Raw genomic sequence first — 21,347 nt, forward strand, 5'->3', positions numbered from 1 at the left:
GGCACGACCCGGTCAGCCGGCATGCGAACTCCGTGCACTGCCATTAGCAACGGAAATGATCCATGCTCTGTCCGGCGTAAATCGCGCGTGCGAGCCAATCCGGCTTATCGCCGTGACCGTCCCAGGTATTGCCGTAGGCGTCGCGATACATGACGGCCCGCGTTGCGGACGCATCCGCTTCGATCGCCTCGGCGAGCGCTTCCATCGTAATGCCGTATTCGTCCATGCGTCGGCGGATCCACACGATCAGGCGCTCACGCGCATTCCCGTCGAGGTCGAACAGCCGTTGTTCTTCTCGCTCTTTCATAACGTACCGGTGGCGCGGCTAATAATGCTCGCGTTAGAAAAAACAAAGGCTTCGCTAAACAACGCGAAGCCTATGCGTGATTCAAATGGATCGAGTGCGAATCGAACTCGCGATGCCTGTTCCGGTGCATTAAAACCCGCACCTGAAAATCATGCCCGATAAATCCTGCATTAGGGGAATTCGTCGGCAACCGGATCGAATTGCGCTCTTGTCTCGCCTCGTGGTTCGAGGCTGCTTCAGCGTATGGAAAGTCATTCTAGCATCCAATTTCTTTGGCCCGAGCAACGAACTGGAGACCCGGCGATGCGTTGCTTTTCAATTCCGGCTGGTTTTATCGACGCTACGGGACAAGCGGTAATACTCACTGATACTCACTGACCCGAAATGAGTTGGAGTCGGCGGCAATCGTGAAAAACAACACGCCCCTCTCTCATGCTATGTTCCACTGATTAACACGCCTGCGCATAGGAGACACTCGACCATGTCCGCTTCAACCGCCATCATCACCATTCTCGCCGCGCTCCTGCTAGGCGCGATGAGTCCTGGACCGAGCTTCGTAATCGTCGCCCGCAATGCGATAGGGTTGTCACGCGGCGACGGTCTCGCCACCGCGATCGGCATGGGCGTCGGCGGCGTCTTTTTCAGCGGCATCGCACTGCTCGGCCTCTATACTTTGCTGGCCAGTGTCGAATGGCTCTATGTCGGCCTGAAAGTGGCCGGCGGTCTTTATCTGATTTATCTCGCCTCGAAAATCTGGCGCGGCGCCGTCAAACCGCTCGCCTTCGATACGACGCAAGCCGTGCCGGCCAATGCCCGCAAATCGTTCTGGATCGGCTTGAGCACACAACTGAGCAATCCGAAGACTGCCGTCTATTACGGCAGTATCTTCGCGGCCCTGCTGCCGCAACATCCGCCGCTGTGGTGCTACTTTGCATTGCCGCCCGCGATCTTCGCCATCGAAGCCGGCTGGTACACCATCGTCGCGTTGTGCTTTTCGAGCAAGCGGCCGCGCGAAATCTATCTGCAATGGAAAGCCTGGGTCGATCGCATCGCTGCGAGCGCTGTCGCCGCGCTGGGATTACGCCTGATCCTGACGGCACACAAAGTGGGCATCTGACACACGCTACCGCTCGAACGGCTGGCCGTGTCGCGCGACACGGCCAGCCGGGAACGGGTGTCTCTTCGACAGGCGCGCGGCGCAAGCGATTCTCAGCGCCCACCAAAACAGTTACAAGTTAAGTGTTGACGCCGCCGCCCCCGGCGGTTACTGTTGCGTCCGAAGTTCAAGAAGTTCGATTGCTGTTCATCAATGTCTCGCTCCTCAGCGGTATTCGTTGTCCTCTCCCTCCTTGACGCTTCACGCGCTCTTTCACAGAGCAAATTCTTCTATTTTTACTTCAAGGATTCTTTATGGATACCGGTACCGTTAAGTGGTTCAACGACAGCAAAGGCTTTGGCTTCATCACCCCGGACAAGGGCGGCGACGACCTGTTCGCGCACTTCTCCGAAATCAGTGGCGACGGCTTCAAGACGCTGGCTGAGAATCAGAAAGTGAGCTTCGAAACGAAGCAAGGCCCGAAGGGTCTGCAAGCGGCTAACATCAAGCCGATGTAAGTTTGAAGGGCTCGGTGTCCGGCAACGGACATCGGGCTGCAGCGACATCTTCGCGGAGCTTTGTCTCCCACAGTTGGCGCGATCGCCTGGAGCTGCATGTCATTCAAGCAGCTTGCCTGAGCGCCATACGCCTCGTTGCACCTCATTGTCCCCTCCGGCTTCAACGCCCGATTTTTCGCTTTCCGACTGCGTCAGGATTCGGCCCGCAATAGCTTGAATCAGATCGTTCGTGCGACTCGTACAAGGGTCCGCAAGGAAGGCGCGCACTCGAACATTATTAAAAAATAAAATGCAAAACACACATATTCATCATTACAACGGCTATGCCGTCAAACCTTCGGCGCACCGTTTGCCCGATGGCACTTTTTCATCGAATCTGCTGCTCGAACGCGCCGACAGCGCGCGTGCCGAAGGACGCTACCAGTTCTATTCGCTCGATTACTTCACGAACGAAGAACAGGCCTTGCAGCACTCGGCAAGCTGGGCACGTCATTGGGTCGATACGCGCGGCTAAGCTCGCGATCGGCACGAGATCCCGCGCGATGAAGCGCACATGAACCGTGCGTTCGTCTTGCGGTATGAACTACCGGCACCGGCGTGCCAGTCGGCACGCCACACCATCACACGCGCAACTGCATTATTGGTTTTCTTCCGTCTTGATGCGCGCGCGTAGTTCGAACTTCTGAATTTTTCCCGTCGATGTTTTCGGCAATTCGCCGAAGCGCACCGCTTTCGGCAACTTGTATCCCGCAAGAAACAGCCGGCAGTGCGCAATGATCTCTTCCGCGCTCACCTGGGCGCCTTCCTTGAGTTCGACGAAGGCGCACGGCACCTCCCCCCACTTCGGATCGGCCATCGCCACCACGGCGGCAACAGCCACCGCGGGGTGACGATACAGCGTGTCTTCGAGTTCGATACTCGAGATGTTCTCGCCGCCGGAGATGATGATGTCCTTGCTGCGATCGCGAATGCGGATATAGCCGTCGGGCATCCGTACGCCGAGATCGCCGGTATGGAACCAGCCGCCTTCGAAGGCCGCTTCCGTCGCGCGCTCGTTCTTCAGATAGCCCTTCATGCAGATGTTGCCGCGGAACATGATCTCGCCGATCGTCTCGCCGTCGTTGGGCACGAGTGCCAACGTCTGCGGATCGAGCACGGTCACAGCCGCCTGCAAGTGGTAGCGCACGCCCTGGCGCGCATTCAGTTCGGCGCGCGCGCTGTCGTCCAGTGTCTCCCACGCCTCCTGTTTCGCACAGACCGCGGCCGGCCCGTAGGTCTCGGTGAGTCCGTACACGTGCGTGAGATCGAAACCAATTTCCTTCATCTTCGCGATCACCGCCGGCGCGGGCGCCGCGCCCGCCACCATCGTCGACACGCGATGGTTGATGCCGTCGCGCCATTCGGCCGGCGCATTCGCGAGCGCGCTCTGCACGATCGGCGCGCCGCAGTAATGCGTGATGCCTTCATTGCGAATCAGATCGAACACCGTCTTCGCGTCGAATTTGCGCAGACAGACGTTGACGCCGGCACGCGCGGCCACCGTCCACGGAAAACACCAACCGTTGCAGTGGAAGAGCGGCAAGGTCCAGAGGTAAACCGCGTGCTTGGGCATATCCCATTCGAGGATATTGCTCACCGCATTCAGATACGCGCCGCGATGGTGGTACACCACGCCCTTCGGATCGCCGGTCGTGCCCGAGGTGTAGTTCAGCGCAATGGCGTCCCATTCGTCGGCCGGCATGGTCCACGCGAATTCGGGGTCGCCGGATTGCAGGAACGCTTCATAGTCTGTTGCGCGGATAAATTGATCGGCGTGGGCGGGCATCGCGTCCGCTACGCTGATCACGCGCAAATCCGGGAATTCCAGCGAGGCGCGATGCGCAAACTCGCCATATTCGGTATCGACGATCAGCGCCTTGGCCTCCCCGTGGCGCAGCATGAACAGCAGCGACGAAATGTCGAGCCGCGTATTCAGCGTATTGAGCACGGCGCCGGCCATCGGTACGCCGAAGTGCGCTTCTATCATCGGAGGAATGTTGGGGAGCAAGGCCGCGACCGTGTCGCCACGTTCAATACCGGCCCGCTGCAATGCGCTGGCGAGACGCCTGGAGCGTTCGTAGGTTTCGCGCCAGTTGCGGCGAATCTCCCCGTGGACGACCGCCAGCCGTTCACCGTAGACTTCTGCCGCGCGCACGATGAAATCGATCGGCGTGACGGGAATATAGTTAGCCTCACGGCGCTCAAGGCCTGCTTCGAACATGTGCTTCATCGCGTTGTCTCCTGAGGCGCTCGCCGCGCCGTCAACTATTCTGATTGATAGACTAGGCTAACAACTGTCATGGTGAACTGTCTGTCATTCAAATGACAGAGTGGCGCGCCCTGGCGCTTCCGAACCCAGATTCACTCAAATCGCCCATCTATCCCGCAAGCCGCCATGAACGACGCTCCGCTCACCGCCCCCGCCGACGCCCGTCCGAACAGGCAGGAGCGGGTCGCGCGCGCCGACCTGCCGGGCCTGTTCGCCACCTGCGCGTGGTTTCGGGCGCTCGCCGCAGAGCATCAGGCGCTGGTGGTCGCCAGCGCGTACGCGGAGCATATGGAAGGCGGCGCATGGATCGCCCGGCGCCAGGAGCCGTCGGATTACTGGATCGGCGTGCATTCCGGCCTCCTCAAACTGGCCATCTACAACGCTTCGGGACGCAGTTGCACGCTGTCCGGCGTTCCGCCGGGCGGCTGGTTCGGCGAGGGCAGCGTGATCAAGCGCGAACTGCGCAAATACGACGTCGCGGCGATTCAACCTTCGCTCGTCATGTTCGTGCCGTCGGACACATTCCATGCACTGCTGGAGTCGAGCCTGCCGTTCACCGGCTTCGTGATCCGGCAACTGAACAACCGCATGGGCGAATTCATCGCGTCGATCCAGAATAGCCGGCTACTCGATGTCGACGCACGCGTCGCACAGTCGCTCGCGCAACTGTTCAACCCGGATCTCTACCCCGATACCGGCCGCGCGCTTGCCATTTCGCAGGAAGAAGTCGGCCTGCTGGCGGGCGTTTCGCGCCAGCGGATCAATCAGGCGCTGCAAAACCTCGAACGCCTGCAGATATTGCGTCTCTCGTACAACCAGATTCATGTGCTCGACCTGGAACGCCTGAGCGCGTTCGGCCGGGAACAGATCTAACGCCACGTCCGGCCGGCCCTTCGGCCCGGCCATATTCCGAACGCCGCCGCGCGGCCGCCTCCACCCGTCAGCCTGTTTTTTGTGCAACAGGATCAAGAAAGTGCCGCCCGCGCCGTTATGCGAACTATGCAGCGCAGATTGCAGCCCTCTCCACTCTCCTGGCTCCACATATTGTCGAATCCGATAATGAACCGTCTGACACTGAAACAGAAACTGTGGGTGCCGCTGCTGCTGTGCTGGGCGGCGCTCCTGATCGTCACCGTTGTCAACGCGTACGAGGCACGTAACGCTCAAATGGACGCACGGCGCGCGGATCTGGCCGACGTCACCGATATGGCGGCGTCGATCGTCGCGGACTACGCGAAACAGGCCGACGCCGGCAAGCTCTCCGTCGACGAAGCGAAACAGCAGGCCATTGCCCGCGTCAACGCACAACGCTATGGCGCGTCCGGCTACGTGACGATCGTGCGCAGCGATTCGGTCATGATCGATCACCCGATGAGCCCGAAGCTGAACGGCAAGGACATGAGCGCCTTCCGCGACGCCAAAGGCAACGCGCTGTATCACGACATCGCCCAGGCCGGCGGCTCGGCGGCCGGCGCCGGCTACCTGCGCTACTGGTGGCCGAAGCCCGGCGAAACCACGCCCAGCGAGAAGATCGGCTATGTGAAGCGCTTCGGGCCGTGGGGCTGGGACTTCATTGCCGGCGCCTACATGGACGACATCCAGGCACAGTTCTACGCGACGCTCACGCGCTCGGCGGGCATGCTGGTGGTACTGGGCGTGATCGTGTCGTTCGTCGCTTCGCGCGTGGTGCGCAACGTGTCGCGCTCGATTGGCGGCGAGCCTTCCACGGCCGCCGCGATCGCCATGCAGATCGCGCGCGGCGATCTCGCCACACACATCGACTTGCGCCGCGACGACACGTCGAGCCTGCTGTTCTCGCTGCGTGAGATGCGCGATCAACTCGCGTCCACCGTCGCGCGGATCAAGACCTCGGCGGAGACGATCACTATCGCTTCAAAGGAAATCGCCGCGGGCAATCTGGACCTGTCGAGCCGTACCGAGGAACAGGCGGCTTCATTGCAGCAAACCGCCGCCAGCATGGACGAGCTCACCAAGACCGTTACGCAGAACGCCGACAATGCGGCGACCGCATCCGAACTGGCACGCGACGCTTCGGACGTTGCCGCGCGCGGCGGCCAGGTGGTCAACGACGTGGTCGAGAAAATGGCCGGGATCACCGACAGTTCGCGCAAGATCGGCGAGATCATCAGCGTGATCGAGGGTATCGCGTTCCAGACCAATATCCTGGCGCTGAATGCCGCGGTGGAAGCAGCGCGTGCCGGTGAAGAAGGCCGCGGCTTCGCGGTGGTCGCGGGCGAGGTGCGCAATCTCGCTCAGCGCAGCGCGACAGCGGCAAGGGAAATCAAGGTGCTGATCGATCAGTCCGTCACGCAAGTCGGCGAAGGTTCCACACTTGCGGGCAAAGCAGGCAGCACGATCGGCGAGGTGGTCGACGCGGTGCGCCGCGTGACGGCCATCATGAACGAGATCTCGGCGGCTTCGAAGGAACAGAGTTCAGGTATCGGCGAAGTCAATCTCGCGATCCGCCAGATGGACGATGTGACGCAACGCAATGCCGCACTCGTGGAGCAGGCTGCGGCCGCGGCCGGTTCGCTCGATGAGCAAACCGACCGGCTGCGACATGCCGTCTCCGTGTTCAAGGTCGGCCAGCCTGCGTGATCGAGTCGTGGTTTTCCGCGCCTGAAGACCGCTTGCAATCGAAAAAGGCTGTCACCGGGATGCCGGTGACAGCCTTTTTGTTTGCCATCGAGAAGCCGCGGCCCACGCAGCGCACTAAGCGGCGCTCCTGCGTGTGACAGGCCGGTCCATGATCGCATCGGACCCGAACAGCGTGAGCACGATGTCGGCCAGCACGCCCGATTTCTTCCAGCGCAGATAGTAGCGATGCGCTGTCTGATATGGAGGGTAGTGCTCTGGCATTGCGCTCCAGGGCGCGCGTGCGTGCAGCACCCACATGACGCTATTCACCACCCAGCGTATATCGATGCTGGGACGGCCGCGCCGGGGTCCATGCTCCTTCATCTCAGGCAGCAGGGGCACGATGCGATGCCATTGCTCGTCGGTGAGATCGCTATTGGGCGGCGAATGAGGCCGCGACTTTGAAGCGGAAGTATTCATGCGGTAAGAAGGCACAGCCGCAGCACACGTGCTGGCGCCGTCACGAAATAGGGTCTATCCATCAATGAATTTGAGACTAACCCAGGCACGCTTTCGCGAAGGTTAATTCTTGTCAGATGGCGAGGCGCAATCGTCAGAGAATGCGGGACGATTTCTAAAACAGGACGAGGAGGCTTCGGCTTCGCGACGCGTACGGCATCGGACGGTTACGCCGGTGCCGGCCATCAAATCGCGCGCGCATAAAAAAAGGTGCCGCGAACGGCACCTTTTTGCACAACGAGCTTCTGTGGAAGCTTAGAAGCGGTGACGCAGACCGACCGTAGCAGCCGTCTGGTTCTTCGACGACGACGGCAGTTGCGTGATGTCGCCGCTGTAGATCGAAGCGACACCGCCGTCGCCCATTGCGTGCTGGTACACGGCTTGAGCGTAGACGTCCGTACGACGCGACAGCGAGTAGTCAGCCTGCAGGCCGATCTGGTGGTAACGCACCGACTCCGAACCACCGTTCGCGCCAACGCCGTAGCCCTTGCCGTCCGTGAACGTGTAAGCAACGCCCAGGCCCAGAGCCGGGGTCACGTTGTACTTGCCGTTGACTTCGTAGTTGTTAGCGCGCAGCGATTGCTGACCGCCCGTGAAGTTGTCCGAACGCGATTGCGTCCATGCCAGACCGACGGTTGCCGGGCCGAATGCGTACGAACCAGCAACGCCGAATTCACGCTGACGGAAGTTGCCGACGTTGCCTGCCAGTGCGTTGACGTACGAGCTGTCCGAAGCACCGTTGTTGCCGGCGCCCGGGTTGTTCTGCTGTGCGTAAGCAGCGCCCAAACGCAGACCTTGCCACTGGTATGCAGCACCGACGCTGTATTCGCGGTTGTTTGCGAATGCGCCAGCCTGGTTCGAGAAGCCGTACGTGCCGCCGAACGTGAAGCCAGCGTAGTTAGCGCTCGAGTACTTGATCGAGTTGTTGACTGCGTAGCCGCCGTTCGTGTTCAGGTTGTCGTTGTTGAACGGGTGCGCGAAGTACGTGCCGCCCCAGCTGCCCGTTGCGGTCAGCGGTGCCAGGTAGTCTTGAGCTGCGTCGTATTGACGGCCCAGCGTAACCGTACCGAATTGCGCGCTCGACAGGCCGACGAACGCCTGACGGTTGAACATGCCGTTGTTGTTAGCGAACTTGCCGTTGTTGATGTTGAAGCCGCTTTCCAACGTGAACACTGCCTTCAGACCGCCGCCCAGATCTTCCGAGCCGCGCAGACCGAACATGCTTTGGTTGATGCCGCCGCTACCGGCTGCCCACTTGGAGTTGTGGTTGACGTTGCTGGTGTAGGTCAGGCCGGCGTCCAGCAGACCATACAGGGTCACGCTGCTTTGTGCGTGAGCGACGGAAGCGAACGATGCGGCAACCGCAACGACGATTAGACTCTTTTTCATGCGTGGGACTCCTGTTCGATAAATTTACACGGGGAGCGGGACTTGCCTCGGCAGCGCGTGCTATGCACCCGCTGCCGCCCTGTTCGCCGACCCGTTCCGGATCAGCCGGGCACCCTTGAAACGAAGCGTGAGTGTAGGGGGACACCCTGGCAGGGAGGTCCGCAATCCACGCAACAGGATTTTTCAGAATCCGCAACAATCTAATTGCCGCACAGACTAAGTCTTTGTTTTTACGTCATTTATTAACAAATATAGCGACTGTCGCACCCACTCTGGTCATAAGTATTTTGCAACTTTTCAATATTGCCAGTTGTGTGTATGCAACAGCGTTTTAATAATCCTGACGTAATCGGGTCGGACCGAATGGAAATCAGCGATTCCAATTGCTCGAAAATTAGGCAATACCCTGCGCGCATGCAGGATATGTAAATTTATTTTGGAAATGCGGGAACTTAGTTTAGTTAATACAGTCGCGTTTTTCGCGATGCGATTACCGGTTTTCGTTGAACTCGGATATTGATGACTTCTTTTGCCAAGAGAATGTGAATTCAATGATTCGGTTCTGTGGGGGTGCGCGACGTGCAGCCGGCGGGCCATGCAGCGCCCCCCTAGCACTTGAGGTTCGGGACAGCACTCAGTTTCTGCGAGCGCGCCCGCATTAAGAGCGGCGCGAGTGATTCATCTGGAATTGAATTCCCGCTGTCCGCGCCGGAAGAGAAAAGCCTTCAGCACGGGCATTGTCCGGAGGTGAAATGCGGCGCCGACCGCCGCGTGACAAAACCCGTGCTGAAAACGAACGGTAAATGTCGAACAACCGTCCGTATTGATTTAACGGCACGGCCGTGCCTTTTTTTACACGGAGTTTCCCTAATTACCGTCGAGCACGGCCTTGTGAGTTGTGACTCGTGCCGCGACTGGCGGAGCGCCCCTTTATCCCGGAGAGATCCGCCCGGCCGCGAACTGACCGATTTCGGGCGCACGCTGCGCGCCTCGGCATTCGTGCGCGCGTCTCGATTCGCCTGGGTTATGTCCGAATGTAGAAATTGCCCTGATGCGCGACCAAACTTTCAACGTCCATTCGTGCGTCGATGGAACATCAATGACGATCTGACCGGGACCGAGACACCTCGCCGCCAGCACCGGTCAGGAACGGCTCGAGCCCGAATAGCCATGCAAAGCAGAAGGCGACTCGTGCCAACGCGCTGATTTGCCGTTGTGGCACGCTCTCGCCGACGCCTTCCAGCGGCGTGGCCAGCACGGAGGAAGTCTGGGCAATATCAGTCGCTCTATGGTCGGGTCGCATGACAGTTCTCGTTATGGCTATAGTCCGGAAGCCGAGCTTATGCAAACGACGTGCCACTCCACGGAGCAAGCGCCATCAGGAAAACGTCACGGTTTTGCGAATCGAACAACTCTCTGAACTCCTTGTCCGGAAGCGCGCTTTCTTGTGTCTTGTTCGGTCAAGAGCGTGACCCCATCCGCCGCTTGCGTCCGCCGCCTGTTTCGAACGACTAAACTCAATTCCGGTCTTTCGAGGGGCGCTTTCTGAAGCAAACCCCACCCCTCGAATTTTTTTGCCTGCCGCTCCCTCGGGCGGCAGGTTCTTTTTCCATGGACGTTTTAGGTACCCGGCGCTGTGAATCGCCGTGAGCGAAAGACGATCAGTTCCGGCGGGGGAATTCGCGTGACGCTTTCGAGGACAGGTATGCAGCTACCGAACGTAGATAACTTCATCAAGGACTTCCAGCACGGCGTCACATACAACATCTGCGCCTATCGCAAACTCTCAGGCCAGGAGATGACGCGCGCAATGCAGGTTTTCATTCAGCAACAGGGTGAGCATCAACCGAAGCAAGGGTCCGTAGTCAAGATCTTTTCCCTGGTCGGTCTTGGTGAGCAGTAGTCGTCGCGAAGCACGAAACGCCAATTGACAGGCGTGGAATACGCTCGCAATCGCGCCGCGCGGCCAATCGCTTCGCGCGAGACACTTCGCTCTACAGAGCACGCGAGCGGCAATAGGGTGAAAAACGCCCTCGCCGCGCGACGGCTGCGACGCATGTTGCGAGCCGGGCAAACCTTATTGATGCCGCGGTCTAATCGAACATGGACAGCAGATCGGCGATGTTCGCATCAGGCAATCGCTTGGCAAGCATGTCCCAGAAGATCACGTCGTGCATCGCGCTGGCATCTTCGGCCGTCTTCCACTGACGGGCACCGACAATAGCATCGGCCGTTTCGCGAGCTGCGGAAACAATTGTCTGAATGTCTTGTGTGTGCATGAACCCGTTAACGGTCGCGTGCAGAGCTTTTTTAGTCTCATGCGCAATCGTTTGCTAAAAAATTTTATCCATCTCGCACACGCCTACAACAATGCCAGTGCGGTGAACGAGCTGATCATTGCGCTTCGCATCATGCAGAGCCCACCCCGTGCTCAAGGAAAGCGAAAACGCCTTCCTCGACGACCAGGCCAGTCGCAAGCGGACACCCACTCAGCGGCCGAGGGCAATTTTACCTCTTCCGGTGTGGTGAACCATTTTACGGCGGTTATCAGAAAACTTCTGTCCGAGATGGCCAGGCGGCGAGGCACCGCATTGCGAATAATTCGAGGCAATCGTTTTTCCCGGCGCGAACGGCATTTTTTTTGACAACGCATGTTGCGGCAGAGCAAATTCGTCGTGTTGTTCCAATTCAACCCCTACACGTATTCTTTTGATATATTTCGTGCGCCCGGTTCAATTTACCGATGTTGACAGCCAATTATCCGCATTGCATCTAAATGAATAAAGATGGTTCGCTATACATTCCGTCCCACTCACGGAGACGGACAGGTGAATTTCCAGATCTTACCCATTTGCCAGGGTCGAATCAGAAGCCCAGCATGGCGGCAAGCTAGCTCGCCGCCCAGTGTCGTCAGCAGCCAATGTGTTGGCTAATTCGGCCATCAATTACTGACAAGAGAATCAAATGTATAGCATTCTCCATTAAGAAAAAGACAGAGTCTTTGGGGAGAAGACTCTGCAGACCATACATTTCCGGGGAAAAATAAATGGACTTGGTACATACTCTGCCGCTTAACACGCGGCAAAGTGCCGTGCCGATGCACACGAATGCTCTGACTCGCGTCGACATCGCGCTGTTCAATGGATTTGCACTGCCTACGGTTGCAGCAATTATCGAAATTTTCCAGAAGGCGAACTCGCTTGTCGCAGCGCAGCGATCGGGCCGCACACGGTACGACGTGTCGCTGCTTTCCGCCGCGGGTGGGCGCATTGCGAGTTCGTCATCGGTATTTGTCTGGACCGACGACGTCCAGTCGCATCGAGGTACGAACGACACGCACCTGTTGTTCATTGCCGGCGGCGCGGGCGTACAACAGGCATGCCGCGACGAGCGGTTGAGCGACTGGTTGCGCCGCAGGCATCCATTCAGCGAAATCGTGCATCCGATCGCGGAAGGTCTGCAACTGCTGCAAGCAGCCGGGCTGCCAAGCCGTTACTGCCCACTTCTGTATGCAGGCAGCGAAGCGCTCGGTCTGCAATCGGCCCGACCACTGACTGAAGCGCCGGGAGCTGTCTCGACAGCATTGCGCATCGTTGAAGAGGATCTCGGCTCAGAACTGGCACAGCAGGTTGCCGAGTCGATCGCTCCGCAACCCAAGGCACCGTTCAGTTCGTCGGTTACGTCCGGCGCGGCGCCGCAGATTAGCGAAAAGATCCTGGCATCGGCACGCTGGCTGGAAGCGAACGTCGATCGGCCCATCTCCATCGACGATGCGGCGCAGGTCGCCGCGATGAGCGAGCGCAATTTCCTGCGCCGCTTCAAGAGCGAGATCGGCATGACGCCCTCCGACTATCTGCTTCAGGCCCGTTTGAACATGAGTTGCCGGATGCTTGTCGAATCACGTCTGCCAATCGACAAGATCGCACGCCGCTGCGGTATCGGCAGCGGCGGACAGTTGTCGAAGCTTTTCAGGAAATATCTCGCGACGACGCCGACGGACTATCGGATGCGCAACGAAATGGCGCAGTAGAAAGCAGCGGGTACAGGCGGCGGGTCGACGTTTGACGTGAGAGCACGCCATTGCCGATCCGTGCTTGTCCGCCGGCGTTGTACTACTCGTGACGAACCCGGGCTTTTGCACGTCGAATTACCTGCCTCGAGCCGGCCTTATTCGCATTGGCCAAAATTGGGGCATCTTCCGCCAGCGCGTTGCGGGCGCCAGTTCGCTCTCCTATTCTTAACTCGGGTCATCCGCAAGATGATCTGACGGGCTCGCGCAAGCGAGACCATCATCACCTCGGAATTAAGCCTGCCTCTTTCAGGGCGCAGGCTCTTTTTTTGGGGCGCTGCCGTCACGCGCGGCGGAAAAGAAGCTATCGCCGATCCTGACGGGATAAGGCGCCCACGGATAGTGCCTGCCCCACTCTGCCGAGCCTGTCGCTTGACGATATCGGCCAATATTGTGGTTCATTCAGCCGCGCTTTCATTGCACGAGTACGGCTTCGGTAGTATCAAAACCAGTCGACCCGATCCCCAGTCATCCAGAGCAATTGTGTTGAGCAGCTGGCTATACGATCGCAACGTCCGAATGAGTGGCTTTCTATTTCGGGTGGTCGAGATAAATCAACGTATCAGGTGAACAGGAAGATATGGGCGAGTTTATTCCAGAGTATCTGCTCCGAGAACAGGCGGCTGTGGGCGCGCTTGTGTTATTCGGAGTTCTGCGCATTGTCGCCGCTGCTGTCGCCTTCGGGAAAGGCTGGCGTGTGTCGGTCATGCAAGACTATTGCATAGCAATAGCCTTACTCTACTGCCTACCGCAGCTATTCGATCTGTTCACGCACTCGTACGGAATGCAGGCTGCCGCCGCGGCCGCGGAGCTCGAAGGTAAGGTAGCGGGCTCCGCGATTGCACTGTTCTTCTCACCTATTCTGAGTCACAGGCTCGGCTACGAATAGAAGCTCTTCGCGTCTTGAACCTTGAAAGATCTTTCGGTGAGCGGCCGGTACAGTTCCTTGTGGACCTGTACCGGTCCGGCAGCCCGATTCTCTGCTTGCGCACTCGCAAGCGCTCAAGTGCCACCGGTGCCGCCCGTTCCACCGGTTGGTCCTCCGCCGTTGCCCCCGCCGGAGATCGGCGCGGCCGCACCCGCAGCTACCACAGCGGTTGTCAACGACGACGCCGGCTGACCGCTCGCAGTAATCGCGCCCGCTGTCTGCAAATAGTCCAGATCGAGATCCGGCGGCTGCCCAGGCGTGAACGAAACCGTCAAGAACGAAGATGACGAAAGCGTGAACCCGTACTGCGTCTTGATCAACTGCGCAACAGCAGCCTGCGCGTTCGCGATCACCGTGCTGTTGGACAGCGCGCTCTGAAACGTTGCGTTACTCGAGATTCCTGACAGCAACCCGCTCACCGTAGTTCCAAGCTGGCCAGCCAGATAGCTCAAGAGCAATTCGGTCAACGGAGTCACGTTGTAAGTGCCCGCGCCGGGAGCAAACGAATGGAGCACGACGGCCCCGCTCGACGCCGTGATCGCACACGGTCCGTCAAAGTGGAAGGTCGCCGAATATACGCCGCTTGCGTTGGCCGTCACACTGCTCGCACCATTCTTGCAAGTCAATACAATGCTGGCGTTTACCACTGGCTGGCCCACGGCAGCCGTGCCGCTCACCGTCGCGCCAGGCGAGTCGCCGCCGCCGCCACATGCAACCAGTGCGCTGGTTGCCAGAACCATCGATCCGAACTGCAACGTGCGCAACGCGGCACCGTTTAGAAGCTTCATCGCCTACCTCCAGAGAAAGTCATTCACAATTGACCGGCACCAACGCCCGTCCATCGTCCACACCCTGCAAATCGCGTCCACAGATGCCACGCGAAAACGCGCTGCCCGTCGATACAGCAGGCACACTCACTTGCGGCTTCGGCCTCGTTCCGTCGCCTCCAGGGCGCCCGTAACGCAGATACGCATCACGCATCCGGTAAAGCTGGGTCGAGAAGTACTCGCCGCTAAAGCGGCCCTGATTCAACAGGTATTGCTCCGTGCTATACGGGAAGGTCATATTCGCGGCCGCATTGGCCGACAGGAAATTCGTCGATCCCACGCGTGTGCGGAAGTCGAGCCCGAACTGTTCAGCGCCATACACCTGGCTGATTCCCGGCTTCATGCCCTGCCGCAACGTCAGCGGGAAGCTGATCGCGGCGCCCACAAACGTGCCCTGCCCGCTATGCTCGCCATGCACGCTCACTGATACGTCGTCGAACCAGCGCGTAATCGTTGCAACGGGACCTTTGTCGCCGCCGACAAAGCGCGCGACGCCCGCTTCGATCCACAGCTTCCAGGACGGCTGCACCCAGCGGTAAGTCAACTCGGCATTTTTTTCGCTCGGCAGTTCGTCATGGCCCGGTTCGTGGTGCAAATAAGCGAGCCGCAGGCGGATCAGATCGGGACGTCCGGGCACGAACACCGTGGTTTCGTTTTGCACACCCACATACGAGTAGTCGAACTTGCCGATCGATGCCACGTTGAACACTTGCGGCATGATCCAGAAGCTTTGTGCAAGCGCCACCGCATTCAGACCGCCGCGCAAGCGGTAGTCGCTGAACACGCGGCCCTGGTCCATGTTCTTCGTGTTGTAGATCGGCGCGATATAGCTCGCATACAACTCCGCGCCGCGCCAAAGCGGCACGAACCCCTCAATGTTGGCGCCCAGCGAGATGTCGAAATTGCCGTACTCGGTGCCGTACAGGTAACTGAGGACCGGCTCGATCTGAATTCGCGTCAGACCATGTGTGTGTTCGTTACCGTGCCATGCAATCGAATCCGCGTCATAGGTCGGACGCGTACGCATGGTCAAAGAGGCACTGGCAGCCGTCGGCGCGCCGCCTTCGACGAACCGCGAAAACGCGTCACGATCCACAATGACCTCGCCTAACGGCTCGTTGGCCTTCTTGATGACAACGTGAATCCTGTCGGTGCCGTGCGGCGCATTGATGCTCGCCACGCCAAGCACAATACCGAGAGCGTCCGCTTCGTTCTGGTTGTACCGATGGTTTTCGTACTCGACAACCAGATCACGGCCACTCATCCCGACACGAACACGCTCGAGGCCGGCGGCAAACAGTTGCGCCGCGATTTCGTCGAGCGCCGAGGCATCCAGCGCTTCTGGAACCGCGGGAAACTGCACATCCGACGATCTGGTCCTCGTCACATCACTCAACATCACAGACGCATACGACTGCAGCGGCGGCACATAGGTAATAGGCGCTGCGGCTGATGCGTTGCCATTACCGGCAGCAGCGCGCGTGTCCACCGGCCGCAGGCTGGTGAGACGGATAGAGCCGTCATCGTCGGCATTCGCGGTCTGGATGGCCGGCACCAGCGGGCCGTCGCACAAGCCATCTGCACAACGCGTACTGCTAAAACGTCTTCCAAGTGGAATCTGAATGGCCACCGAGAACGACGTACGCGGCGAGACTCCATCCGTTGAGCGGATCGAACGCATGAACGTGCCGATCACGTTCGCATCGGCTAACCAGCTAATCCGCGGAGACTGATAGCGCACGCCTGCATAGGGGGTCTTCGAATCGTCTTCTGCGAGCAGCGACAATCCCGTATTCCACAGCGAGACTTGTGCGCCGCCGAACAAACCGTCGAGGCGGTCGCCCTGTCCATAACCCGCAGTGAGCGTCACCGGTCCGAATGCTTGCGACACCACACCGTATTTCGAACGGAAAAAATGCGTCTGACCACCGATGTCCGCGACGCCGAATGCGATACTCGGCTGATACTTGAAAAACTTCGGTACTTCGAGCTTGACGTCAGCCATCAGGTGACGAAGTACGACATGCTCCTCATGCGCCAGCGGTGCTCCGACATTCGCCGGATAGTTTGCCAGTCCGCCCGACAATTCGACGTACGGAAACAGGCCAACGGCTCCCCAGTAAATCTGTGATCCGGTCGCCGTCTTCCCGTAACGAGGGTCGATGAAATCGTTGTACTGCACTTCACCCACGCCTTGCGGCAAGGCAAATCCATATGGAATAACCAGACCACCGGCCTGACCTAGCGCGTTCAGCGCTGGATCCGCCGCGTGCGCCGAAGTCGAAAACGCCAGCACGGCAGCCAACGCCAACGTCTTGCGGCCTCCTATCGGTTCGTGCCCAAACAAATTTCCGCCCATGTCTATAGTTGTTGGTATCAAAGCGCCCGGCGGTGAATGGATCCCTTCTCGGTCGTCACCGAAACTCATCGTCGCAATGCGGCACGCAAATCAATCAGGCATAAATATGCACTCCAAATTAAATTGAAGATGCGATGTTTATATTTGCTGCATTAGTACGGCATACCGTGCTGTCTGCTAGAGACGATCGCCATGACCGGCGATGTCGGGAAGTATCTTCTGGTTGCGGTGCATCATACATAGTCCGCCGCAGCGAAAATGATTGCTGACGGAAAAAGCTAACATGTTGGCGGATTACTACATTCGGCCGTTCCATGTGAAGACGGCCACGCAGCCCCGCGATGGTTCTTGATATCTGCGCCGCGACTTTTTTTCGTTCTGGTCGCGGCGATTTTGACAGGGCTTAGCGCCGGTAAAGCGCCGCAAGCGCGTGCGCCTCCTCGGCCAGCTCTGCGCGCAGCTTCTCCGGTTCCATTACTTCCACATGCGGGCCGAACGAGCGCAACCACCAACGCAAACGTTGACTGAGCAAAACAGTCCCCTGTACCTCCAGACCAGTGCTCGTGTGCCACGTTTCCTGGTCTGCCGCGAAAGGGGTCTCGAGAAGATGATCGCCGGCTCCGTTGACAAAACGTACTTTGAGCGTCGCTTCACCTTCCACCATGAAGTCGAACTGGCGCTGCTGCTTTACGTAGTCGTCGAGCTTGAAAGAGCGCGGATACGAAAACGATTCCATCATCATATTCGCGCTCGCCAGGCGGTCCAGTCGGTACATGGTCGGATTCGAGCGTCCTTCGGTGCCGCCTATCAGATACACGAGACCGCCTACTTCGACCAGACCGAGCGGCAAGATTACCTTGCACTTGTCATTCGCCACATTGGAGCGCGGACGATAGAGAATTTCCAGCTTGCGCTCATGAAACAGCGCTTGGGAAATCGCGGCGAATATCTCCGGATCGATCTGGGGATACTGCAAGGCGAAACCGCTGTGCTCCACTGCGACCTTGTCCGCCCACCGGCGATAACGACGCTCGTCTTCGGTCACCGCTGTTTCCAGACGCTTGTCCGCCACCTTGAACAGATCGGAGAGCGCCTCGGCAACCAGCGTGGGGATTTGTCGCGATGTGAAGCTACGCAGCACATGCAGCGCGAGCGCCTCTTCTCGCGTCATGATGGCACCGGATTTCCCGGCCATACCGCCCGCGCCGGCGCCTTTACGCCAGAACCATGCCGCCCCGCGCTTCTCCATCTCGACAAGACCCTCGAGATGCAGTTTCTCCAACCGCCGCTGTACCGTTTTAATGACCGGCACGTCGGACTCGATGACCTCCAGCTTCTTATGAACACCAGGGGTGCTGAGAAACTCGGCATTGCCGCCGGCGTTAGGCAATACGCTAATTATCTTGCTATCGAGAGTGTCCATGCAGCAGAACTTGGATGGTTGCAGGCTTTGCGTCACAGAGGTTAACGGCGGCGCGCAATGGATCTTAAGCAAATACTCAAAAGATTGGCGGGATTTCTTCAGTTGAAGAACCGGTCCGTAGGCCTGATATCTCTCGACGCTGCCTGTCACCCAAGCCGTCATGTTCCATGACGCAACAGAATGCCTCGACGGAAACTGCTTTCCCTGCGTAACACTGACAAGCGCGGCTCAACTGGTTGATTCCGGCGAACATCCCGAGCGCCGCGCCTGGATTTCCCGTCTTGATTGCAGTATCGGCCTCTTCCAGGATATCCGCGATTTGCTCGGCACGGGTCGGCTGCTGATTACCGCGACCAAAAAGATGACGGTGAACGCGGATAGCCGCAAACGCCGGACCGAATGTATAGAAGCCCCAAAAAACTATCGACGCCGTGCCGAGTAATCGTTCAGTCGGGTTAGTGGATCGCAGTAGGCGCTCGTGATACGCATCCAGTGTCGCGCCGGTGCTTCGACGACAACAGGCCGTTCGACCGATGCCAGCCAGCCGGCGAGGCGCTCGGCCTGTGCATTGGCGCGCGAAGGCAGCCATGCCGAATCCCAGAACATCAGGATATTCGGCCTCGAAATCGCGCCGCAGCGTTTGCAACGCGGCAGTGGACCCATGAGTCGGCACGCGCGTTCGTCAATCTGCGGCAGGAAGTCTGCAGCAGGCTCGATCACCGAGGAACACGGCTCCGTGCACTGCAGATAGTGGATCGAGCCGTGGCATTCCTCGATACGGCTTTCCAGGAACCCCGCCTGTTGGAATTGTCCATCCACATTGCTCGTGAAAACAAAGGTGCCGTGACGCAGGCGCTCGCCCCAGCGCCTGAGAATGGCAAAACCCGGATGAGGTTCGACCTCGCGATAAAGCTTCAGGCGGTGTCCATAAAATCCCCAGGCGAGTTCCGGCTCGTCCATGAAGGCGCGCGGATTGGCAATGGACTGGAAGTCGCACCCTGCTTCGGCTAGCGCCGGATAGGCGCGCCACAAGCCTTCATTGCCCCGAAAATCAGGCAAGCCCGAGTCGACGCCCATCCCCGCTCCCGCGGTAATCAGCAACCCGTCTGCTTCGCGCAGCCATGCGATCGCTTGCTGTAGCCGTTCTTCCTGCATTCGAATCACCTCGATATCCCGCATCGCCATATATCCGCCATTTCCTTTCCCGGCGATCGCCGTCTACTCGTTCAGACACGCACGTACCCGGCAATCAGGCTACCGCGTCGATGAGACAAATGGTGTCCCGGTTTCAATCTGACTGGCCAGAATTGAACGAGACAGCCGTTGTCTGATCGCACCGCTATCTTGTCGCCGTGACAGCGTCGAAACGATGAAAATGAAACGAACTTTAAACCACGGCGAAATCCCTTCGCCAGTATCGCCTCTGCGTACCTGCCCGTTTCTAACTTTTCGCCGGTTACGACACAGTTGAAAGAGAAGTTATTTTCGTGGAGAACCTTCAGATGGCGTGCCATATCGACGTACACAACACCGTCGTTCAACGACGCGTTCCGCGTGACGGACACGCCGTAAAACACATTGGCGTAGCCGTCTTCAACGGTTTTTCCCTCCTCGACACTGTGTCTATCGTTGAAGCATTTCAGGCGGCGAACAGATTTGCACAAGATAGCCAACGCGACGCGCCGCACTACGACGTCCGGCTGCTTTCGGCAGCAGGCGGAAGGATCGCCAGTTCATCGGACGTCTTCGTGTGGACAGACAGTGTTGAAGCGCGCGGCTACGCGGGCCACTTTCACGCTTTGTTCATTGCCGGTGGTACGGGCGTGCACGACGCCAGGCGTGATGAACGGTTGCTGGCGTGGCTGCGCTGCGCCCACTTGCGCAGCGAAAACGTTCTTCCTATCGCTGAAGGTCAGTTCCTGCTCGAAGCTGCGGGGTTCGCATCTTCAGCGGGTAGGGGAAGTGCTCGTGGCCGCGTGCCGCACCATCATTCCCGCCGCGATCCGGAACCGGCTACGCAACGTGAAGTATCAAGTCCGCTTGAGAGTGCCTTGAGTGTCATCGAGGCGGATCTCGGCACGGAAATCACGTGCAAAGCCGCAGCGTGCCTGGCGCCACGAGCATCGACACAGTTCACATCGGTGTTGAATAGAAACATATCGGGAAGCGTAAGCGACAAGATCGGCGCCTCGGCGCGGTGGCTGGAAGCGAACGGCGATCAGCCGATTTCCATCGACAGAGCAGCAGGGATCGCCGCGATGAGCGAGCGCAACTTTCTTCGCCGCTTCAAAGCGGAAATAGGCGTGACGCCATCCGGCTATCTGCTTTATGTCCGGCTCGATATGAGTTGCCGGCTTCTTGTCGAAACCGCGCTACCGGTGGACAAGATCGCGCGGCGGTGCGGATTTGGCGGTGGCGCGCAGCTCGCCAAGCTCTTTCGCAAACACATGGGCGCAACACCCACCGAGTACCGCGGCAGCAAGCGTCAGCCGCACGATTGCTAATCGTAAGCCGACATCTTTCCTGTCACTCAAACGGCACCTCCGTTCGCCTCGGTCCGTACCGGGGCGATAAAAGTCGACGCGGCCTTCAGACCTCTCGTTATTCCAGCCTCTCACTCCACCTGTTTTTCACACGACAGTTTTGTGCAAAACGTTTCTTTTATGGAAGCGGCGTTCGAAAGCGCGTGGAATAGGAGTCCTCCTCATCGGCCCCACGCGCGTCCCCGTTGCGTTTTATCTCGCCGCGCCTCGCCGGCGACTCTTCCTGTTGGGCACCTGCAAGTACCCGAAATGCCTTTTGACGTTCTGCAGCAATTTCTACCTTTGTGTACATTCGCGCTTGGACTTCGCTGCGGAACATTTGCACGCGGTCAAACGGACATTTCGTCGTTGCGCAGGTCTTTCTTCTCTTGGTGCGAGACAGCTGAAAGATTCACGCAAGCTTATGTCGATCGATATTAAGCGGTGTTGTGATTATCAAGAATGCAGATGATTCGAAACCCTG

General features: G+C 58.7%; 20 protein-coding genes. 10 read left to right on the top strand and 10 right to left on the bottom strand.

What is annotated here, in order from left to right; translation table 11 throughout:
* Positions 1 to 43: 43 nt before the first annotated feature.
* Entirely contained in the window at positions 44 to 307 is a 264-nt protein-coding gene (locus NE850_RS29805; RefSeq protein WP_007178879.1) for an H-NS family nucleoid-associated regulatory protein, read from the bottom strand.
* Positions 308 to 788: 481 nt separating this feature from the next.
* Here NE850_RS29805 and NE850_RS29810 point away from each other — a divergent pair, with 481 nt between their 5' ends.
* The 3 genes from NE850_RS29810 to NE850_RS29820 all read left to right on the top strand — a co-directional run bounded on the left by NE850_RS29810 (position 789) and on the right by NE850_RS29820 (position 2,435).
* Positions 789 to 1,424, top strand: a complete 636-nt coding sequence (locus tag NE850_RS29810) for a LysE family transporter (protein WP_310699775.1) — start codon at positions 789 to 791, stop codon at positions 1,422 to 1,424.
* Positions 1,425 to 1,717: 293 nt separating this feature from the next.
* Positions 1,718 to 1,921, top strand: a complete 204-nt coding sequence (locus tag NE850_RS29815) for a cold-shock protein (protein WP_007178877.1) — start codon at positions 1,718 to 1,720, stop codon at positions 1,919 to 1,921.
* 289 nt (positions 1,922 to 2,210) lie between these two features.
* On the top strand, positions 2,211 to 2,435 hold the full coding sequence (locus NE850_RS29820) for a hypothetical protein (RefSeq protein WP_007178876.1): 225 nt from the start codon (positions 2,211 to 2,213) through the stop codon (positions 2,433 to 2,435).
* 123 nt (positions 2,436 to 2,558) lie between these two features.
* Here NE850_RS29820 and NE850_RS29825 read toward each other — a convergent pair whose 3' ends face one another.
* Positions 2,559 to 4,190 (bottom strand): acyl-CoA synthetase, encoded by a 1,632-nt coding sequence (locus NE850_RS29825; RefSeq protein ID WP_007178875.1) that lies wholly within the window; start codon positions 4,188 to 4,190, stop codon positions 2,559 to 2,561.
* Between the two features lie 165 nt (positions 4,191 to 4,355).
* Here NE850_RS29825 and NE850_RS29830 point away from each other — a divergent pair, with 165 nt between their 5' ends.
* Both NE850_RS29830 and NE850_RS29835 read left to right on the top strand, forming a co-directional pair.
* Positions 4,356 to 5,102, top strand: a complete 747-nt coding sequence (locus NE850_RS29830; RefSeq protein ID WP_007178874.1) for a Crp/Fnr family transcriptional regulator — start codon at positions 4,356 to 4,358, stop codon at positions 5,100 to 5,102.
* Between the two features lie 186 nt (positions 5,103 to 5,288).
* A complete protein-coding gene (locus tag NE850_RS29835) occupies positions 5,289 to 6,848 on the top strand; it encodes a methyl-accepting chemotaxis protein (protein WP_007178873.1) in 1,560 nt (519 codons plus the stop codon).
* Positions 6,849 to 6,962: 114 nt separating this feature from the next.
* On the opposite strand, the gene NE850_RS29840 is transcribed toward NE850_RS29835, so the two are convergent.
* Both NE850_RS29840 and NE850_RS29845 read right to left on the bottom strand, forming a co-directional pair.
* The gene (locus NE850_RS29840; protein ID WP_007178872.1) at positions 6,963 to 7,307 is read right to left on the bottom strand and encodes a transposase; all 345 of its coding nucleotides are present in this window, start codon (positions 7,305 to 7,307) and stop codon (positions 6,963 to 6,965) included.
* A 294-nt stretch (positions 7,308 to 7,601) separates the two neighbouring features.
* Entirely contained in the window at positions 7,602 to 8,735 is a 1,134-nt protein-coding gene (locus NE850_RS29845) for a porin (RefSeq protein ID WP_007178871.1), read from the bottom strand.
* Between the two features lie 1,705 nt (positions 8,736 to 10,440).
* Between NE850_RS29845 and NE850_RS29850 the strand changes: the two genes are divergently transcribed.
* Positions 10,441 to 10,638 (top strand): hypothetical protein, encoded by a 198-nt coding sequence (locus NE850_RS29850; protein WP_007178869.1) that lies wholly within the window; start codon positions 10,441 to 10,443, stop codon positions 10,636 to 10,638.
* Positions 10,639 to 10,828: 190 nt separating this feature from the next.
* Here the strand turns inward: NE850_RS29850 and NE850_RS29855 are convergent, their stop codons facing one another.
* Together NE850_RS29855 and NE850_RS29860 are read right to left on the bottom strand one after the other, a co-directional pair.
* Positions 10,829 to 11,014, bottom strand: coding sequence for a hypothetical protein (locus NE850_RS29855; RefSeq protein ID WP_007178868.1), 186 nt, complete (start codon positions 11,012 to 11,014; stop codon positions 10,829 to 10,831).
* 210 nt (positions 11,015 to 11,224) lie between these two features.
* Positions 11,225 to 11,422, bottom strand: a complete 198-nt coding sequence (locus NE850_RS29860) for a hypothetical protein (RefSeq protein WP_157187740.1) — start codon at positions 11,420 to 11,422, stop codon at positions 11,225 to 11,227.
* Positions 11,423 to 11,781: 359 nt separating this feature from the next.
* On the opposite strand from NE850_RS29860, the gene NE850_RS29865 reads away from it, so the two are divergent.
* Both NE850_RS29865 and NE850_RS29870 read left to right on the top strand, forming a co-directional pair.
* A complete protein-coding gene (locus NE850_RS29865) occupies positions 11,782 to 12,765 on the top strand; it encodes a helix-turn-helix domain-containing protein (RefSeq protein WP_310699776.1) in 984 nt (327 codons plus the stop codon).
* Between the two features lie 619 nt (positions 12,766 to 13,384).
* The gene (locus NE850_RS29870; protein ID WP_007178866.1) at positions 13,385 to 13,693 is read left to right on the top strand and encodes a hypothetical protein; all 309 of its coding nucleotides are present in this window, start codon (positions 13,385 to 13,387) and stop codon (positions 13,691 to 13,693) included.
* 113 nt (positions 13,694 to 13,806) lie between these two features.
* Here the strand turns inward: NE850_RS29870 and NE850_RS29875 are convergent, their stop codons facing one another.
* The 3 genes from NE850_RS29875 to NE850_RS29885 all read right to left on the bottom strand — a co-directional run bounded on the left by NE850_RS29875 (position 13,807) and on the right by NE850_RS29885 (position 18,503).
* Positions 13,807 to 14,520: a carboxypeptidase regulatory-like domain-containing protein gene (locus NE850_RS29875; RefSeq protein ID WP_165187631.1), complete on the bottom strand. Its 714-nt coding sequence runs from the start codon at positions 14,518 to 14,520 to the stop codon at positions 13,807 to 13,809.
* Between the two features lie 19 nt (positions 14,521 to 14,539).
* Positions 14,540 to 16,918 carry a YjbH domain-containing protein gene (locus tag NE850_RS29880; RefSeq protein ID WP_007178864.1) on the bottom strand — a complete coding sequence of 793 codons (2,379 nt, stop codon included), beginning with the start codon at positions 16,916 to 16,918 and terminating at the stop codon, positions 14,540 to 14,542.
* Between the two features lie 403 nt (positions 16,919 to 17,321).
* Complete coding sequence (locus NE850_RS29885; protein WP_007178863.1) at positions 17,322 to 18,503, bottom strand: YafY family protein; 1,182 nt, start codon at positions 18,501 to 18,503, stop codon at positions 17,322 to 17,324.
* On the opposite strand from NE850_RS29885, the gene NE850_RS29890 reads away from it, so the two are divergent.
* Complete coding sequence (locus NE850_RS29890; RefSeq protein ID WP_157187739.1) at positions 18,502 to 18,783, top strand: hypothetical protein; 282 nt, start codon at positions 18,502 to 18,504, stop codon at positions 18,781 to 18,783. The two genes, NE850_RS29885 and NE850_RS29890, sit on opposite strands and share 2 nt — an antisense overlap.
* On the opposite strand, the gene NE850_RS29895 is transcribed toward NE850_RS29890, so the two are convergent.
* Complete coding sequence (locus NE850_RS29895; protein WP_197740263.1) at positions 18,762 to 19,526, bottom strand: Sir2 family NAD-dependent protein deacetylase; 765 nt, start codon at positions 19,524 to 19,526, stop codon at positions 18,762 to 18,764. The genes NE850_RS29890 and NE850_RS29895 overlap by 22 nt on opposite strands.
* Before the next feature lie 317 nt (positions 19,527 to 19,843).
* Here NE850_RS29895 and NE850_RS29900 point away from each other — a divergent pair, with 317 nt between their 5' ends.
* The gene (locus NE850_RS29900; RefSeq protein WP_007178861.1) at positions 19,844 to 20,845 is read left to right on the top strand and encodes a GlxA family transcriptional regulator; all 1,002 of its coding nucleotides are present in this window, start codon (positions 19,844 to 19,846) and stop codon (positions 20,843 to 20,845) included.
* Positions 20,846 to 21,347 lie beyond the last annotated feature (502 nt).

Origin of the sequence: Paraburkholderia sp. USG1, assembly GCF_031570135.1 — a bacterium.
GTDB classification, from domain to species: domain Bacteria; phylum Pseudomonadota; class Gammaproteobacteria; order Burkholderiales; family Burkholderiaceae; genus Paraburkholderia; species Paraburkholderia dioscoreae.